This is a genomic window from Paenibacillus sp. DRB1-1 (assembly GCF_052119485.1).
Lineage (GTDB): Bacteria > Bacillota > Bacilli > Paenibacillales > Paenibacillaceae > Paenibacillus > Paenibacillus polymyxa_B.
In genome coordinates, this window is sequence record NZ_JBODQH010000001.1 from 3,317,501 (window position 1) to 3,334,879 (window position 17,379).

The window sequence follows — 17,379 nt, forward strand, 5'->3', positions numbered from 1 at the left end:
ACCATTTAACTTTATATTTCCTTTTGGGGCCATAGCTCAGCTGGGAGAGCGCCTGCCTTGCAAGCAGGAGGTCAGCGGTTCGATCCCGCTTGGCTCCACCAAAAAGATTTATTATCATTGCACCTTGAAAACTGGATACCGAAACGAAATTGCGTTTTAGAATATTCCTTTAAGCTGATCTTGTGTAAACAAGTGAAATAAAGGTAGCTGCGTTGAATTTCATTCACACGTAAGTGTCGAACCGAAATTCAAAGCAAATCGTATTTACCATGTAAATACTAGGTTAAGCTACAAAGAGCACACGGAGGATGCCTAGGCGCCAGGAGCCGACGAAGGACGTGGCGAACAACGATAAGGCCTCGGGGAGCTGTAAGCAAGCTTTGATCCGGGGATGTCCGAATGGGGAAACCCGGCTGTCTTCATCGACAGTCACTTTCTGCTGAATACATAGGCAGAATAGAGGCAGACCAGGGGAACTGAAACATCTAAGTACCCTGAGGAAGAGAAAACAATAGTGATTCCGTCAGTAGCGGCGAGCGAACGCGGATTAGCCCAAACCAAGGAGCTTGCTCCTTGGGGTTGTGGGACGTCTCACATGGAGTTACAAAGGAACCGGTTAGATGAAGAGGTCTGGAAAGGCCCGCCAGAGAAGGTAAAAGCCCTGTAATTCAAAACTTGTTCTCTCCGAGACGGATCCCGAGTAGTGCGGGGCACGTGAAACCCCGTATGAATCCGGCAGGACCATCTGCCAAGGCTAAATACTCCCTGGCGACCGATAGTGAAGCAGTACCGTGAGGGAAAGGTGAAAAGCACCCCGGAAGGGGAGTGAAATAGATCCTGAAACCGTGTGCTTACAAGAAGTCAGAGCCCGATCTATGGGTGATGGCGTGCCTTTTGTAGAATGAACCGGCGAGTTACGTTCCCGTGCAAGGTTAAGGTGAAGAGCTGAAGCCGCAGCGAAAGCGAGTCTGAATAGGGCGACTTGAGTACGTGGACGTAGACCCGAAACCGGGTGATCTACCCCTGTCCAGGGTGAAGGTGCGGTAACACGCACTGGAGGCCCGAACCCACGCATGTTGAAAAATGCGGGGATGAGGTGGGGGTAGCGGAGAAATTCCAATCGAACCCGGAGATAGCTGGTTCTCCCCGAAATAGCTTTAGGGCTAGCCTCGGAAATAGAATCGTGGAGGTAGAGCACTGATTGGGTGCGGGGCCCGCAAGGGTTACCAAGCTCAGTCAAACTCCGAATGCCATAGATTTAGTTCCGGGAGTCAGACAGTGAGTGCTAAGATCCATTGTCGAAAGGGAAACAGCCCAGACCATCAGCTAAGGTCCCCAAGTGTGTGTTAAGTGGGAAAGGATGTGGAGTTGCACAGACAACCAGGATGTTGGCTTAGAAGCAGCCACCATTGAAAGAGTGCGTAATAGCTCACTGGTCGAGTGACTCTGCGCCGAAAATGTAACGGGGCTAAACACACCACCGAAGCTATGGCTTGATGCTTATGCATCAGGGGTAGGGGAGCGTTGAATGCGGGTTGAAGGTGTACCGTAAGGAGCGCTGGACTGCATTCAAGTGAGAATGCCGGTATGAGTAACGAAAAGATCTGTGAGAATCAGATCCGCCGAAAGCCTAAGGGTTCCTGAGGAAGGTTCGTCCGCTCAGGGTAAGTCGGGACCTAAGGCGAGGCCGATAGGCGTAGTCGAAGGACAACAGGTCGAAATTCCTGTACCACCGTAATCCGTTATGAGCGATGGGGTGACGCAGTAGGGTAGTGACGCGGACTGATGGATGTCCGTCTAAGCAGTGAGGCTGGTGTGTAGGCAAATCCGCACATCGTTAAGGCTGGGCTGTGATGGGGAGCGAAAATTGTAGTAGCGAAGGTCATGATCTCAGACTGCCAAGAAAAGCCTCTAGCCAGGAGAAGGTGCCCGTACCGCAAACCGACACAGGTAGGCGAGAAGAGAATTCTAAGGCGCGCGGAAGAACTCTCGTTAAGGAACTCGGCAAAATGACCCCGTAACTTCGGGAGAAGGGGTGCCTCGGTAGGGTGAATAGCCCGAGGGGGCCGCAGTGAAAAGGCCCAAGCGACTGTTTAGCAAAAACACAGGTCTGTGCGAAGCCGCAAGGCGAAGTATACGGGCTGACGCCTGCCCGGTGCTGGAAGGTTAAGGGGAGTGGTAAGCCTTCGGGCGAAGCTATGAACCGAAGCCCCAGTAAACGGCGGCCGTAACTATAACGGTCCTAAGGTAGCGAAATTCCTTGTCAGGTAAATTCTGACCCGCACGAATGGCGTAACGACTTGGGCGCTGTCTCAACGAGAGATCCGGTGAAATTTTAATACCTGTGAAGATGCAGGTTACCCGCGACAAGACGGAAAGACCCCATGGAGCTTTACTGCAGCTTGATATTGAATTTGGGTACGATCTGTACAGGATAGGTGGGAGCCGTTGAATCTTGAGCGCCAGCTTGAGAGGAGGCATCCTTGGGATACCACCCTGATCGTATCTAGGTTCTAACTTGGTACCGTAATCCGGTGCGAGGACAGTGTCAGGTGGGCAGTTTGACTGGGGCGGTCGCCTCCTAAAGAGTAACGGAGGCGCCCCAAGGTTCCCTCAGAATGGTTGGAAATCATTCGAAGAGTGCAAAGGCAGAAGGGAGCTTGACTGCGAGACCTACAAGTCGAGCAGGGACGAAAGTCGGGCTTAGTGATCCGGTGGTACCGCATGGAAGGGCCATCGCTCAACGGATAAAAGCTACCCTGGGGATAACAGGCTTATCTCCCCCAAGAGTCCACATCGACGGGGAGGTTTGGCACCTCGATGTCGGCTCATCGCATCCTGGGGCTGAAGTAGGTCCCAAGGGTTGGGCTGTTCGCCCATTAAAGCGGTACGCGAGCTGGGTTCAGAACGTCGTGAGACAGTTCGGTCCCTATCTGTCGTGGGCGTAGGAAATTTGAGAGGAGCTGTCCTTAGTACGAGAGGACCGGGATGGACGTACCGCTGGTGTACCAGTTGTTCCGCCAGGAGCACCGCTGGGTAGCTATGTACGGAAGGGATAAGCGCTGAAAGCATCTAAGCGTGAAGCCCCCCTCAAGATGAGATTTCCCAGTATGTAAGACCCCTTGAAGACGACGAGGTAGATAGGTTGGGGGTGGAAGTGCAGTAATGCATGGAGCTGACCAATACTAATCGGTCGAGGGCTTATCCTAAAAATAAAACGCAAATGAGTTTCGGATCCAGTTTTCAGGGTGTAACCTTGAAGGTATGTACAAGTGACATACGACAAGCGCATGGCTATTCATTCACACGATAAGTGATGAACCGAATAACTATACGGTAGAATTTACGATGTAAATTCATGTTTGGTGGCGATAGCGGAGGGGTTCCACACGTACCCATCCCGAACACGACCGTTAAGCCCTCCAGCGCCGATGGTACTTGGACCGCAGGGTCCTGGGAGAGTAGGACGTCGCCAAGCAAAGCTTTATGATTAATATTCCCTGATAGCTCAGTTGGTAGAGCACTCGACTGTTAATCGAGTTGTCACAGGTTCGAGTCCTGTTCGGGGAGCCATTTGCTCTCATAGCTCAGCAGGTAGAGTGCATCCATGGTAAGGATGAGGTCACCGGTTCGAACCCGGTTGAGAGCTTGTTATAGGATGGCCCGTTGGTCAAGGGGTTAAGACACCTCCCTTTCACGGAGGTAACAGGGGTTCGAATCCCCTACGGGTCATAGGATATTATGGAGGCTTAGCTCAGCTGGGAGAGCATCTGCCTTACAAGCAGAGGGTCGGGGGTTCGAGCCCCTCAGCCTCCACCATTTTTCATCCTCTTACCTGGATGAAATCTTGGGGAATTGTGAATCATATGCATATTGGGGATTAGCCAAGCGGTAAGGCAACGGACTTTGACTCCGTCATGCATAGGTTCAAATCCTATATCCCCAGCCATTAAGAGCCATTAGCTCAGTTGGTAGAGCACCTGACTTTTAATCAGGGTGTCGAAGGTTCGAGTCCTTCATGGCTCACCATTGTATTACATGCGCGTGTGGCGGAATTGGCAGACGCACTAGACTTAGGATCTAGCGTCTTTGACGTGGGGGTTCAAGTCCCTCCACGCGCATCTTGTTTTTGCGGACGTGGCTCAGCGGTAGAGCATCGCCTTGCCAAGGCGAGGGTCGCGGGTTCGATTCCCGTCGTCCGCTCCATATTTGCGCCCTTAGCTCAGCTGGATAGAGCGTTTGACTACGAATCAAAAGGCCGGGAGTTCGAATCTCTCAGGGCGCGCCATATTTTAAAAAATTATATCGGGATGTAGCTCAGCTTGGTAGAGCACCTGGTTTGGGACCAGGGGGTCGCATGTTCAAATCGTGTCATCCCGATACTATTTTGCGGGTGTAGTTCAATGGTAGAACTTCAGCCTTCCAAGCTGATAGCGTGGGTTCGATTCCCATCACCCGCTTACCGATTACTTAGAAGCCGAAAGGCTTCTTTTTATTTTGTCCACATTACATGTACTTCTATGTATATAAGCTAGTGCAATTATCTCTCCTGTCATGCACAGTTGGGGATGACTTGTGCATATTGTACATAGGCTCTTGTTACTTTTGACACCTAGATCCCGAATTTCCCCTCTAACGTACCCCTTTCTTCTGCAGTAAGGCTAATTTCGTGATCAAATCCTTTGAATATAGGAATCCTATAGCTATTATGGTACGAATTTATGGTGATAACTCGACAGTTGCTCTTGGGTTGTGCACATTTCCCTTTATTTATGTGGGTAAAAATCGAAGTGTTAAAGAGGAAACACCTTAGAAACACTGAGAAAATGGCTAATTTGTGTATATCTTTGTGGATAGAAGGCTAATGGAGTTGACTTTGTCAACAAATAATAAACATATACACACTATGTTGTATGAATTTGTACCTTTAAAAACACACTCTTTATAAGAGACTGTGCATAATGTTTCACGTATCACTAGTGTATACATTCATTTCTATTTATTAATTTCATATTTATTCGTAACAATCCAGTATTTTCTCGACAGAAGTAATTCAAAAAGATGATTTTTTACTGTAAATTTTGCAGCTTTTCATGCGTTTTTATTGTATGATGTTAAGAAAGTGTCAAATTTCGTGTGAATACGTACCTTTGCTACAACTGTATATGGTGTGGAACAGATCAGATGGGGGGAAAAGCATGACTGAGCTTACGTTAACCGCTAACAAAAACCAATCCAACAATCTGCTACGGCGGGACGTTCGTTTTCTAGGGAATATTCTTGGTGAGGTTTTGGTTCATCAGGGTGGCAACGAACTTTTGGATATCGTGGAGAAAATACGTGAGACAAGTAAATCGTTACGTGCCGGGTATCAGCCGGAGTTGTATGAGAATTTCAAACAAATGGTCAGCGGACTGGATACGGATATTCGTCACCAGGTTATTCGCGCGTTTGCGATTTATTTTCAGTTGGTGAATATCGCTGAGCAAAACCATCGTATTCGTCGTAAGCGGGATTATGAGCATTCCGCTGGTGAAGATGTTCAGCCCGGTTCCATTGAAAGTTCCGTTCAGGAGCTTAAACAAGGTGGCTTCTCCGCTGAGGACGTTAGCAACTTGCTGAAAGAGCTCTCTTTGGAGCTGGTCATGACCGCACATCCTACAGAAGCGACACGACGAGTAATTCTGGATATCCACAAGCGCATTTCCGAGGACGTCATGCTGCTGGATAATCCGATGCTTACCTTGCGTGAGCGTGAACAGGTACGGGAGAATCTGCTTAACGAAGTAATTACGCTGTGGCAGACAGATGAGCTGCGTGATCGCAAGCCAACTGTATTAGATGAAGTAAGAAACGGAATGTATTATTTTCACGAGACCTTGTTTCATGTACTGCCAGATGTATACCAAGAATTGGAACGATGCTTGGACAAATATTATCCCGAACAAAAATGGCATATACCCACTTATCTGAGATTTGGTTCCTGGATCGGTGGAGACCGAGACGGCAATCCGTCTGTGACAGCTCATGTGACTTGGGAAACGTTACGTATGCAGCGCAAGCTGGCTTTGAGAGAATATCAGCACACGTTAAAGGAACTCATGGGTTACTTGAGTTTCAGCACCAGCATTGTGCGAGTTTCCGATGATCTGCTTGCTTCTATTGAAGAAGACCGTACTCACATTACACTTAAAAAGATGGAAGTATGGCATAACGAAAAAGAGCCTTATCGCATTAAACTAGCATTTATGATTGCTAAAGTGAACAACATCCTGGATGAAAGCAAACAGGGCACCAATGAGCGTTATAATTCTGCGGAAGAGCTCATTGCAGACCTAAATGTTATTGACAACAGCCTGCGTCATCATTTTGCCGATTATGTAGCAAACACATATATTCAAAAGATGATTCGCCAGGTAGAGTTGTTTGGATTCCACACAGCTACGCTGGATGTGCGTCAGCATAGTCAAGAACATGAAAATGCGATGACTGAAATTCTTTCTAAAATGAATATTGTGTCGGATTACAGTAAGCTGTCAGAAGAAGAAAAAATAAATCTGCTGGAAAAGCTGCTGAATGAACCTCGTCCGATTACTTCACCGTATTTAAAATATAGCGATAGCACACAGGAATGTCTTGACGTATATCGTACGATTTATTTGGCTCAGGAGGAATTCGGCAAGCAGTCCATTACAAGCTACTTGATCAGTATGACTCAGGGAGCCAGTGACTTACTGGAGGTTATGGTCTTATCCAAAGAGGTGGGCCTGTTCCGCATCGAGAAGGATGGCACTGTTATCTGTACGCTGCAATCTGTTCCTTTGTTCGAAACGATAGATGATCTGCACGCTGCACCTGATATTATGAGAAGATTGATGAACCTGTCTGTATATCGACAATCTGTGGCTGCGATGGACCAGCTTCAGGAGATTATGCTGGGATACTCGGACAGTAATAAAGATGGCGGTGTGGTTACAGCGAACTGGGAACTTCGGGTTGCTATGAACAGCATTACGGAAGTAGTTAATGAGTTTGGCGTAAAAGTGAAGTTTTTCCACGGTCGTGGAGGTGCGCTGGGTCGTGGTGGGATGCCACTTAATCGCAGTATTTTGGCTCAGCCTCCTCATACGATTGGAGGCGGAATCAAGATTACGGAGCAAGGCGAAGTACTATCATCGCGATACTCGCTCAGAGGCATCGCATACCGGAGCTTGGAGCAGGCAACATCGGCGCTGATTACGGCTGTGGCATATCATCGTTCCGGGAAGAAGGAAGTGTTTGAGGAGAGCTGGGAGGAGATTATCGCCCGCATTTCCCAAGTATCACTGGATAAGTATCAGGATTTGATTTTCCGAGATCCAGATTTCTTCAACTTCTTCAAAGAATCTACACCGTTGCCTGAGGTGGGCGAGCTGAATATTGGATCTCGTCCGTCCAAGCGTAAGAACAGCGAACGTTTTGAGGACTTGCGTGCCATTCCATGGGTTTTTGCATGGACACAAAGCCGTTACTTATTACCTGCATGGTATGCGGCTGGAACAGGTTTGCAAAGCTTCTATCAAAACAATGAGGATAACCTTAAAGTGCTGCAAACGATGTTTAGGGACTCTGCTTTCTTCCGGTCACTTATTGATACACTGCAAATGGCAATCGCTAAAGCGGATTTACTGATTGCAGAAGAGTACGCTGGGATGTCGGATAACGAAGAGGCCCGGCAGCGCATTTTCGGGCAGATTTCAGCGGAGTTCAAGCTGACATCTGAGTTGATTTTGAAAATAACCGGACAATCCGAGATTTTGGACGACGTGCCGGTTATTCAGGAATCTATCCGGTTACGTAATCCTTATGTCGATCCGTTAAGTTACTTGCAGGTTCAATTGCTAAGTGAGCTACGGGAGCTGCGGGATCAGAACGGTGATGACACTGAAATGCTGCGTGAGGTATTGTTGACGATTAACGGAATTGCCGCAGGCTTAAGAAATACGGGCTGATATAGTGTGGTTGTACGAATACAGGCAATCGGGTACTCATGGGGTGCCCGATTGTGCTGTTTGTATATTAATGGCAGGTGTGCTTGCAGTTAGTAACAATACTACAGTTGATTTCCGGATAAAATTAAACTACGATGAATAATCATAAACATGTAGTAAGTAACCCATCAGCAAGTCTGGGGGAGTATAGAGTGGATAATATGGAAAGCCGCTTGGTGAGGCTGGTACAGAAAGGCGATCAGCGAGCTTTTGCGGAGTTAGTCGAGTTATATAAAGATCGGATTTTTCATCTTTCCTACCGGATGCTAGGTAATCGCCATGAGGCGGAGGATCTGGTGCAGGAAACTTTTTTGCGTGTGTATCGTAATTTGGAAAAATACGATCATGGACAGAAGTTCTCAACCTGGATTTATCGAATTGCTACAAATCTGTGCATTGATCGTCTGCGAAGGAGAAAACCTACATACTCACTTGATGCTGAAATGAATGATCAGGAAGGTGTCGATGGGTACGCCATGCTCGCCAGTGAAGAGCTTACCCCCGAGGGGAGTACGCTTCTGTCCGAAACGCAGGCTTTAATTCATGACGCCATTGACAGCCTTCCGGATAAATATAGGACGATTATGGTTTTACGGTACTTGCAGGAGCTTTCCTTACAGGAAATCAGCGATGTGCTCAATCTCCCAGTCACCACGATTAAGACAAGAGTACACAGGGGCCGGGATTTTCTGCGCAAAAAACTGGAGCACAAGCTATAGATCATGCGCATAGATTCTAGGAAAAGAGTCTGCGTAGATGTTTTTATGAAACATAATGCTCGTTGTAACGTATGTAAGATGAGCAAAGTTTCTAAGCCGGAGCATGTTATGTTAAGAAACACGGAAGAATATTAGAAAGGATTGGCTCATATGGATTGCAAACAAGCCGTCTCTTTTATGCATGACTATCTAGATGGCGACCTGTCTGAGCAGGACAAACATGAGTTGGAACAGCACTTGTTAGACTGCCCGGAATGCCGCATGCGTTTTAAAGAGCTGGAGCGGACGGATGCGATGCTTTACGGTACACGCTATCATCAAGTGCCGTGTGTATCAGATGAGCTGACATTTCGCATTATGAATGCTTTGCCACCGCATAAAAGACAGACTGCGGTGCCTATGCTGACGTGGGTGAAAAGGCATCCCGCTGTAACAGCCGCTGCCTTCTTCCTTATTGTTATATGCTCAAGCATGGCCAGCTTTTCTAGCACGGACCATCAATTGGTAGTCAAAGGAAGCCAACTGGATCAAGTCGTTATTCAGGGTGATACTGTGATTGTGCCTGAAGGGAAATCCATTGCCGGAGATCTAACAGTGCAAAATGGTGAAGCCCGTGTATACGGCGATGTGGAAGGAAATGTAACTGTAATTGATGGTTCTTATTATCAAGCGTCCACCGCTCATATTGCAGGACAGGTTAAAAGTATTGATCAAACCTTGGATTGGATATGGTACAAGGTTACTGATTTATTCGGGGGACCTTCTTCTCCATAAAAGAAGCTTGAAATGGCAAGGACGATATCGAGCGCCTCTTTCCGCTGGAAAAGGCGTTTTTTTGTATATGAAGCTGGCGAATTGTACTGTATTTTACTGATTTTAGCGGTTCTTTTGTCACACAGCTTGCAACGTGAGCCTGATCGTTATAACCTAGATAGAGAGAGCATACTGTGTACATATTACACCCACTCACTACAGAAAATTGCGGGGGCATGCGCATGTTGGATTATTTTGCGGACCTGACTTGGAAAGAGTCCATTAAAGATATTATCGACATTTTGATCGTAACCTATATTATGTATCAGCTTATTTTACTTGTTCGCGGAACGCGTGCAGTTCAATTGTTGAAAGGGATTCTGTTTCTGGTTGTCATTTGGGCGGTTAGTACCTGGTTTGATTTGTATACGCTCAAGTGGTTGATGAACCAAATGTTCACCTTTGGTGTGGTGGCTATCTTTATTATTTTTCAGCCTGAGTTGCGTCGTGCACTAGAACAGTTGGGGCGTGGCAAACTATTTGGGCGTTCGTCTGCGGATGATGAAGAGATTAACAAGTTAATCGGAGAAATGATTAAGGCGCTGAATTATTTATCACGTAGGAAAATAGGAGCTTTGGTCGTATTTGAGCGTGAGACAGGGCTAAACGAATATACAGAGTCTGGTATCAAGACACAGGCTGTAGTCAGTTCTGAACTGCTAATTAACATCTTCATTCCTAATACACCTCTGCATGATGGTGCAGTGATTATTCAAAATAAACAGATTGCTTCTGCGGCCTGTTATTTACCATTATCGGAAAATCCGTTCATCAGCAAGGAGCTGGGAACCCGTCACCGTGCTGCGATTGGGGTGAGTGAGGTAACGGATGCCGTAACTGTCGTAGTATCAGAGGAAACAGGGCAAATTTCTTTGGCCATTAATGGACAGGTCGTGCGCGACATTAAGGAAGAATCCCTAATCTCCAAGCTGTATGAGGAGTTGCGGCCAACACCGTCTTTGAAGGAAAAACGCGGCTCATTCTGGAATCGGAGGGGAGGCCGTGGAAATTCATGATGGACAAATGGATTAACAATAATACGATTTCCAAGATATTGGCGCTTGCGGTTGCTATCCTGCTGTGGGGAATGGTCCATCTAGATACAGGGACACCCTCATCTACGCTGACCGTTTCTTATAATAATAAAGTGATAGATAATGTGGGCATTCAGGCCAGTGGTCTGGATGATTCAAAATATGTATTGTCAACCATGGATACTGACCATGTTAAGATGGAGGTCAGAGGACAGCGCTCTGTGCTGACTTCCTTTTTCGCGGATAATTATCAGGCAAAGCTAAACTTAAACGGCTTAGGGGCAGGTACTAAAACATTGTCACTCGAACCGGACTTGCCGGATGGAGTGGAGTTGGTATCTATGACTCCTAACCGTGTTACAGTGACGATTGAGGAAAAACAAACGAAATCATTTAATGTATCTATAGTTCCTAAAGGAAATCCAGATGCGGGACTACAGCTTGGTAAGCCTGTGATTGCTCCTCAAACCGTGAAGGTTACCTTGCCCAAAAGCCAGTTGAGTACCGTCACTGCCGTTCAGGGGGCTGTTAATACAGATGGCATCTCAGAAAAGTTTGAACAGAAGCGTGTAAAACTGAAGGCATATAACAAAAAGGGACAGGAACTTACAGGAGCGGTCATTGAGCCATCCACTGTGTCCGTTGAAATACCGGTAACTCAGCAGGCGAAATCTGTGCCTGTTAAGATTGTCTATTCCGGAGAGTTGCCAGACGGATTGGCGCTTTCTAAAGTCAATGCAAACATGAAAGAAGCGGCGGTATATGCATCGCAGGATGTATTGAGCAGTCTTAGCTCTTACGTCACGGCTACATTGGATTTAAGTCAATTTACGGAAGCGGGGACCCGTGCAGTTCAAGCTAATTTGGCAGCCCCCTCAGGTTCTGATAAAATCGAGCCAGGGTCAATACAAATTCAGGTGACCGTCGTTCCTTCCAATGAAGTCACAGATACGGAACGGACGCTGTCAGGCATCCCAATCGTTTTACAAGGTGCAGGAGATGGAGCGACGGCGACTGTTACAGCGCCCGCAGGCAAGACGATGGATGTTACTGTGAAGGGCCCGCAGGATATGGTAAACAATTTAACCAATGATGATATTAGTTTGGTGGCAAATGTAAGTGGCCTCGCCGCTGGTCAACACGAGGTTACTCTGAAAGTAGGCTTGCCTAAATATATTACGCAAGCCGGGAATGCTGGCCAACTAAAGGCAACGGTCAACATTGAGAGCCCTTCTACGCCTGCTGTAACGAATCCGAATAGTGAGAATGAATCAAACCCCTCTGGTAGTGGCGATAAGGGGCAGGAGAGGCCACAGGAGGGGCAAGGCAATCAAGGTGGAAACTCTGACGCTAATACCGGGGACAACGCAACTGCGGAGGATAAAACAAATCCTCATAACGGCGCAGATTCTTCTGCGAATGGAACCTCGGAGAACAGTCAGCCATAACATGTTTTATCTGTAGTAAATAATCATGATTTATTAGACAAAAAAAGGGAGTCATTTTACATGGGGAAATATTTTGGTACAGATGGTGTACGAGGCGTTGCTAATCAGGAACTTACAGCCGAACTGGCATATAGCATTGGCCGCTGCGGCGGATATGTTTTAGCAGGTAATGTAGAGAAACCGACAGTTGTTATTGGTATGGATACACGGATATCTGGACTGATGCTTGAATCGGCTCTTGTAGCCGGTTTGCTGTCCATTGGGGCTAATGTGGTTCGTCTAGGTATTGTTTCGACACCTGGGGTGGCATATCTCACACGTCAATTGAAAGCTGACGCTGGTGTGATGATCTCAGCATCCCACAATCCAGTTGAAGACAACGGCATTAAGTTTTTTGGCGGCGACGGTTTTAAATTGACAGACGAAACGGAATTGAAAATTGAAGAGCTGATGGATGCAAAAGAAGACCAACTTCCTCGTCCGATTGGCGGCGGATTGGGAACGGTTGTTGTAGACGAGCATTCCCGCTACGATTATCTGGAGTTCTTGAAAACAACAATTAACCATTCTTTTGAAGGGTTAAAAATTGTACTGGATTGTGCAAACGGAGCAGCTTATGAGCTGGCGCCGAAGCTTTTTGCAGAACTGGGAGCTGAGGTACACACCATCGGTGCCGAGCCAAACGGTTTGAATATCAATGATCATTGCGGATCGACTCATCCTGAAAAGCTGAAAGAGGAAGTGCGCCGCTTGAAAGCGGATATTGGTCTGGCCTTTGACGGCGATGCCGACCGTCTGATCGCGATTGATGAGAACGGGGAAGAGGTAGACGGCGACTATATTCTCTGCATTTGCGGAGATGCAATGAACCGCGCGGGAAAACTTAAGGATAGCACCATTGTTTCGACAGTGATGAGTAATATCGGTTTTTATAAAGCTACTGAAAAGCTGGCACTCAAGACTGCAAAAACTGCGGTCGGGGACCGTTATGTGATGGAAGAAATGCGTCGGGGTGGATTTAATCTGGGCGGTGAGCAGTCTGGTCATGTTATTTTCCTGGATCACAATACGACAGGCGATGGCATGCTGACCGGGATTCAGCTGGTAGATACCTTGAAAGCTTCTGGCAAGAAAATGAGTGAGCTAAAATCGCTCATGAAACAGTATCCGCAAGTGCTCGTAAATGTGCGTGTGCAGGACAAACGCAATTACGAGGGGAATCCTGCTATTGCAGAAGCAATTGAGCAGGTGGAACAACAATTGGGCGATAATGGGCGTGTATTGGTCCGTGCTTCAGGCACAGAATCACTTATTCGTGTGATGGCCGAAGGCCCGGATAAGGACGAACTTGAGCAATTTGTCGGTCAGATCGTAGATGTCGTGAAGAAAGAATTAGTTTAAAATTTTGTAAACGTCGGTTGCCTGTGAAAAAGAAGCAGGCAACGGCGTTTGCGGTTATTTACTAACGATTTATGGCCTTCATAGTGTAATTATGAATAAAGTGTCATTGCCAAATGATACTTAGCTGAATATAATATAGGGATGCTGTGACTCAGATAGAGAAAGCGAGGGTTGTAAGGTAACGTAATACAAGCGCCAGAGCTTGATTTTGTGCGGGGGAACTTGGTGGAGAAGCAACGGATTCAGTTGAGATAAAGTTGCTCGCAAATCGGTTCACGACAAAACAAGCTGACGAGGTGAAGGTGTTCGAAACATTCGGCGGGGACCTTCCGGTGAAGCATCAAGCCGTAAACCGGCAGCGGAAAATGAACAGGCAACTGTTTACACAACGCACCGGTAGATGCCTTTATTATTTTATAACCTAAATTATAAGATTCATTTCATGAATGTGCGGCCATCATCATTGGCGTGCGCGGTTTGGGAATTTCGTTACATTCGTGAAGAGATGCCTGTAAATTCTATAGTTATCATTGACAACTTCATAGATGAATGAACTTTATTCCACAATCTACCGCACACGTTAGTCCTGTGATGAGTCGTCTTGTGAAATGATGATCGGGAGGATAACGAATATGTGTGGCATTGTAGGATATATTGGTAATCAGAATACACAAGAGGTATTGATTGACGGATTGAAGAAGCTGGAGTATCGCGGTTATGACTCTGCGGGTATTGCCGTATTTACAGATTCAGGATTGCAAGTAGCCAAGGCTAAAGGTCGTCTGGCAAATCTGGAAGCTAAACTGGATGGTACGCCATTGGTAGGCCATGCAGGTATCGGACATACACGTTGGGCAACGCACGGTAAGCCTTCTGATGAAAACTCCCATCCACATTTGGATGAGAGCCAAAAGTTCTCTGTAGTTCACAACGGAATTATTGAGAACTATCTGGAGTTGAAGGAGCAGCTGATCAGCGAAGGTCATACCTTTATTTCCGAAACGGACACGGAAGTTATTTCCCATCTGGTTGCGCGTGAATATAAAGGGGATATCGTTAAAGCAGTACAAAAAGCTATTACCTTTATGCGCGGTGCTTTTGCACTGGGTGTGCTGACAGAGCATGAGCCTAATAAGCTGGTTGCTGTTCGTCAAGCTAGCCCGCTGGTTATTGGTGTGGGAGAAGGCGAGAACTTTATCGGTTCCGACATTCCGGCTATTCTGAAATATACACGCAATGTATTTATTTTGAACGATGGCGAAATGGCTGTTTTGACCAGTGATGCTGTCGAATTAATGACAATCGAAGGCCAATTTATTTCTCGGGAAATGATTCATGTCGAATGGGATGCTGTAACAGCGGAAAAAGGCGGCTATGAGCATTTCATGCTGAAAGAAATTCACGAGCAGCCTAAGGCTTATCGTGACACAATGTTGGGCCGTATCGATAAAGATACTAAAAAAGTTGTTCTTCCTGAGCTGAAGCTGACAGAAGAACAAATTAAAAATATCCGCAACATTCAAATTGTCGCGTGTGGTACAGCTTACAATGCTGGTTTGATTGGTCGTACAGTTATTGAAAGTCTGGCTCGTATACCGGTAGAAAATGATGTGGCTTCCGAATATCGTTATCGTTCACCTATCGTAACACCAGAGACATTGGTGATCGTGGTGAGCCAATCCGGTGAAACTGCTGACACGTTGGCAGCACTGCGTGAAGCACAAGCAAACGGCGCTCATGTACTGGCGATTACCAACGTAGTCGGTAGCTCCATCGCCCGTGATGCAGATGATGTGTTGGTTACACTGGCAGGACCAGAAATTGCCGTAGCCTCCACTAAAGCATATTCTTCGCAGTTGATTGCTTTCTATCTGTTTGGTTTGTACCTCGCTCAGGTGCGTGGCACACAAACGGATGAGCAAGTAGCTCATGTGCTGGCTGCTATGGAATCCCTGCCAGAGCAAGTGGAAGAGATGCTGGGTAAAGCGGATGCGATCAAAGCCTATGCTGAGCAAATTGCAAGCCACAAGCACCTGTTCTTTATTGGTCGCGGTCAGGACTATGCTGTAGTACAGGAAGGCTCCCTGAAGCTCAAGGAAATCTCCTACATTCATTCCGAGGCTTATGCTGCGGGTGAATTGAAGCATGGTACACTGGCATTGATTGAGGACGGCATTCCGGTTATCGCTTTGGTAACACAGGAATCAGTGTTGGAGAAAACCGTGAGCAACATTAAGGAAGTTAAGGCTCGTGGTGCAGATGTTCTTGCGATTACGTACGAAGAGCACGCAGTTGAGTTGCTGAAGTCCGTGGATCAGGTATTTGCCATTCCAAAGACACTTCCAATCCTGTCTGCTGCAATTTCGGTTGTATCTCTCCAACTGTTGGCATACTATGCTTCTCTTGCACTGGGTCATGACGTTGATAAACCACGTAACCTGGCGAAAAGTGTTACTGTAGAATAAGCTTTAGTAAAGCGCTGATTAAATTAAATTTCTGGTGATAAAAAGTGTGGAACCAGTCATTTTGCAAACATCAAAAAAGATCCCGATGATATATCGGGATCTTTTTTTGCTTAGGAGGGCAATTATGTCTACCATAGGCCAACGCATTCGAACTATTAGAAAAAACAATTTAAATCAAATAAAGTTTGCAAATATAATTGGAATTTCTCAAGCAACGTTGAGTGAGCTGGAGCAAGATAAATACAAATCCTCCTTGATGTACTTATAGCAATTAAAGAAAACTTCAATTCCCATATAGAGTGGTTAATCTTTGGAGATACGCCTGCATCAAAGAACACTATTTTTATTATGAGGGAAAACCTCACGTACGGTTTGATGAGGAGGGGCAGAATTTATCTGCTCTTTACTTAGCAGAGGGGCAGTGAAAACGGCTGGAAAAAACTATGCCGGCTGTCATCCGGGCGGACGCTGCGGCCAGCTTCCAGCCGGACAGTCATCAGGTGTTCCAACCGAGTATCCAACGGATTTTCCAGCGGAATATCCAGCTGATATCCAGTCACGTTTCCAGCCAGGCTTCCAGAAATTCGTTAGGTATTTATGTTAAGTTATCGCAAAGCGAAAGGATTCGGAGCACCGGTAGAGAATATTTACAGGGAAGATCTCCCAAATCGCTAGCACCCCGCCTGAATGTCGACACGCTTCGAATTCCTCGATTGATGGCAAACTATTCCCAGCGTTTCTTTTCCATTCGCTCTTTCTAGGCAAGATGTTAACAGCTTATGTTAGACAGACCAAATTTAACTAAAATTTTACTATACATTCTTCGGAATTTTGATATAATTTTACCTAGATCGACTTTCCAATTATGATATAAAATAGAATTGGATGGTTTTTATACCTATCCAAGCTGTGCGCGAGAGACCAGTCCACTGGTTACCCGGCTTGCAGGAACCGACAATTGTGGAAAATGACGGCGCAGAATATGTTGCTCCATGACGTCAGAAGGTTCAGAAAGGATGAAGCCAACCTTATCCCAATTCCGATGGAGGATGAAGTGCGTGAGCATTTTTGAATAGCTGGAATCCAACGTAAGACCTTACTTCAGAAGCTTTCCGGTGGTATTCGACCGGGCCAAGAGGGACCTGATATATTCTGAGGACGGAAAAGCCTATATTGATTCTTTGGGCAGGTGTCGAGGCGCTGAATTCGGTCATAACAACGATTATATTAAGGACCGGGTTCTCGATTACTTGACCTCCGACCGGATTATGCACGGTTTGGATATGTATACAATGGCCAATCGCGAATTCATCCAGAGCCTCTCGGAGCGGATCCTGGAGCCGAAGAAGCTGAATGACAAGCTTCAAATCTGCGGTCCGACGGAGACGAACGCGATGGAAGCGGCACCATTCGTCACATCTAATCGTCAGGAAAAGCTCACTACCGCGCAGCCGAATTTTTACTTATCC

The 17,379-nt window shown here is 46.5% G+C and carries 8 protein-coding genes, 13 tRNA genes, 2 rRNA genes and 1 pseudogene (1 of these 24 running past the window's edge); all 24 read left to right on the plus strand.

Going from position 1 to position 17,379, the window contains the following annotated elements; all coding sequences use genetic code 11:
• Nucleotides 1-4, plus strand: a tRNA-Ile gene (locus tag ACQW03_RS14725) (it extends 73 nt beyond the left edge of the window).
• Nucleotides 5-25: 21 nt separating this feature from the next.
• Nucleotides 26-101: transfer RNA gene (locus ACQW03_RS14730), tRNA-Ala, on the plus strand.
• 180 nt (nt 102-281) lie between these two features.
• Nucleotides 282-3,209, plus strand: a 23S ribosomal RNA gene (locus tag ACQW03_RS14735).
• Nucleotides 3,210-3,361: 152 nt separating this feature from the next.
• Nucleotides 3,362-3,478: ribosomal RNA gene (gene rrf / locus ACQW03_RS14740) — 5S ribosomal RNA — on the plus strand.
• 19 nt (nt 3,479-3,497) lie between these two features.
• Nucleotides 3,498-3,573 (plus strand) — tRNA-Asn (locus tag ACQW03_RS14745).
• A 3-nt stretch (nt 3,574-3,576) separates the two neighbouring features.
• Nucleotides 3,577-3,649 (plus strand) — tRNA-Thr (locus ACQW03_RS14750).
• Nucleotides 3,650-3,660: 11 nt separating this feature from the next.
• A tRNA-Glu gene (locus ACQW03_RS14755) sits at nt 3,661-3,732 on the plus strand.
• An 11-nt stretch (nt 3,733-3,743) separates the two neighbouring features.
• Nucleotides 3,744-3,819 (plus strand) — tRNA-Val (locus ACQW03_RS14760).
• 55 nt (nt 3,820-3,874) lie between these two features.
• Nucleotides 3,875-3,949: transfer RNA gene (locus ACQW03_RS14765), tRNA-Gln, on the plus strand.
• Between the two features lie 4 nt (nt 3,950-3,953).
• Nucleotides 3,954-4,029, plus strand: a tRNA-Lys gene (locus ACQW03_RS14770).
• 11 nt (nt 4,030-4,040) lie between these two features.
• Nucleotides 4,041-4,121 (plus strand) — tRNA-Leu (locus ACQW03_RS14775).
• A 10-nt stretch (nt 4,122-4,131) separates the two neighbouring features.
• A tRNA-Gly gene (locus ACQW03_RS14780) sits at nt 4,132-4,206 on the plus strand.
• A gap of 5 nt (nt 4,207-4,211) precedes the next feature.
• Nucleotides 4,212-4,288: transfer RNA gene (locus ACQW03_RS14785), tRNA-Arg, on the plus strand.
• 18 nt (nt 4,289-4,306) lie between these two features.
• Nucleotides 4,307-4,380 (plus strand) — tRNA-Pro (locus tag ACQW03_RS14790).
• Between the two features lie 9 nt (nt 4,381-4,389).
• Nucleotides 4,390-4,460, plus strand: a tRNA-Gly gene (locus ACQW03_RS14795).
• A gap of 738 nt (nt 4,461-5,198) precedes the next feature.
• Nucleotides 5,199-7,991 (plus strand): phosphoenolpyruvate carboxylase, encoded by a 2,793-nt coding sequence (gene ppc / locus ACQW03_RS14800; protein ID WP_025720022.1) that lies wholly within the window; start codon nt 5,199-5,201, stop codon nt 7,989-7,991.
• A gap of 191 nt (nt 7,992-8,182) precedes the next feature.
• Complete coding sequence (gene sigW / locus ACQW03_RS14805) at nt 8,183-8,749, plus strand: RNA polymerase sigma factor SigW (protein WP_016818747.1); 567 nt, start codon at nt 8,183-8,185, stop codon at nt 8,747-8,749.
• Nucleotides 8,750-8,899: 150 nt separating this feature from the next.
• On the plus strand, nt 8,900-9,523 hold the full coding sequence (locus tag ACQW03_RS14810) for an anti-sigma factor (protein WP_013312128.1): 624 nt from the start codon (nt 8,900-8,902) through the stop codon (nt 9,521-9,523).
• A 221-nt stretch (nt 9,524-9,744) separates the two neighbouring features.
• Entirely contained in the window at nt 9,745-10,578 is an 834-nt protein-coding gene (gene cdaA, locus ACQW03_RS14815) for a diadenylate cyclase CdaA (RefSeq protein WP_013312127.1), read from the plus strand.
• Nucleotides 10,575-12,044: a CdaR family protein gene (locus ACQW03_RS14820; RefSeq protein ID WP_071643167.1), complete on the plus strand. Its 1,470-nt coding sequence runs from the start codon at nt 10,575-10,577 to the stop codon at nt 12,042-12,044. The genes cdaA and ACQW03_RS14820 overlap by 4 nt, the downstream gene beginning before the upstream one ends.
• 60 nt (nt 12,045-12,104) lie before the next feature.
• Nucleotides 12,105-13,445: a phosphoglucosamine mutase gene (gene glmM, locus ACQW03_RS14825; protein ID WP_071643166.1), complete on the plus strand. Its 1,341-nt coding sequence runs from the start codon at nt 12,105-12,107 to the stop codon at nt 13,443-13,445.
• A 632-nt stretch (nt 13,446-14,077) separates the two neighbouring features.
• Nucleotides 14,078-15,910, plus strand: a complete 1,833-nt coding sequence (glmS, locus tag ACQW03_RS14830; RefSeq protein ID WP_071643165.1) for a glutamine--fructose-6-phosphate transaminase (isomerizing) — start codon at nt 14,078-14,080, stop codon at nt 15,908-15,910.
• A 124-nt stretch (nt 15,911-16,034) separates the two neighbouring features.
• Complete coding sequence (locus ACQW03_RS14835) at nt 16,035-16,178, plus strand: helix-turn-helix domain-containing protein (RefSeq protein WP_441950325.1); 144 nt, start codon at nt 16,035-16,037, stop codon at nt 16,176-16,178.
• Nucleotides 16,179-16,986: 808 nt separating this feature from the next.
• A pseudogene (locus ACQW03_RS14840) lies at nt 16,987-17,316 on the plus strand (diaminobutyrate--2-oxoglutarate transaminase); the annotation flags it as partial.
• Nucleotides 17,317-17,379 lie beyond the last annotated feature (63 nt).

What these genes read in the sequence shown, in the direction of transcription:
- glmS (WP_071643165.1), top strand. Translation starts at nt 14,078, where the DNA reads ATGTGTGGCATTGTAGGATATATTGGTAATCAGAATACACAAGAGGTA.
- ACQW03_RS14810 (WP_013312128.1), top strand. Translation starts at nt 8,900, where the DNA reads ATGGATTGCAAACAAGCCGTCTCTTTTATGCATGACTATCTAGATGGC.
- ACQW03_RS14820 (WP_071643167.1), top strand. Translation starts at nt 10,575, where the DNA reads ATGATGGACAAATGGATTAACAATAATACGATTTCCAAGATATTGGCG.
- ACQW03_RS14835 (WP_441950325.1), top strand. Translation starts at nt 16,035, where the DNA reads ATGTCTACCATAGGCCAACGCATTCGAACTATTAGAAAAAACAATTTA.
- cdaA (WP_013312127.1), top strand. Translation starts at nt 9,745, where the DNA reads ATGTTGGATTATTTTGCGGACCTGACTTGGAAAGAGTCCATTAAAGAT.
- glmM (WP_071643166.1), top strand. Translation starts at nt 12,105, where the DNA reads ATGGGGAAATATTTTGGTACAGATGGTGTACGAGGCGTTGCTAATCAG.
- ppc (WP_025720022.1), top strand. Translation starts at nt 5,199, where the DNA reads ATGACTGAGCTTACGTTAACCGCTAACAAAAACCAATCCAACAATCTG.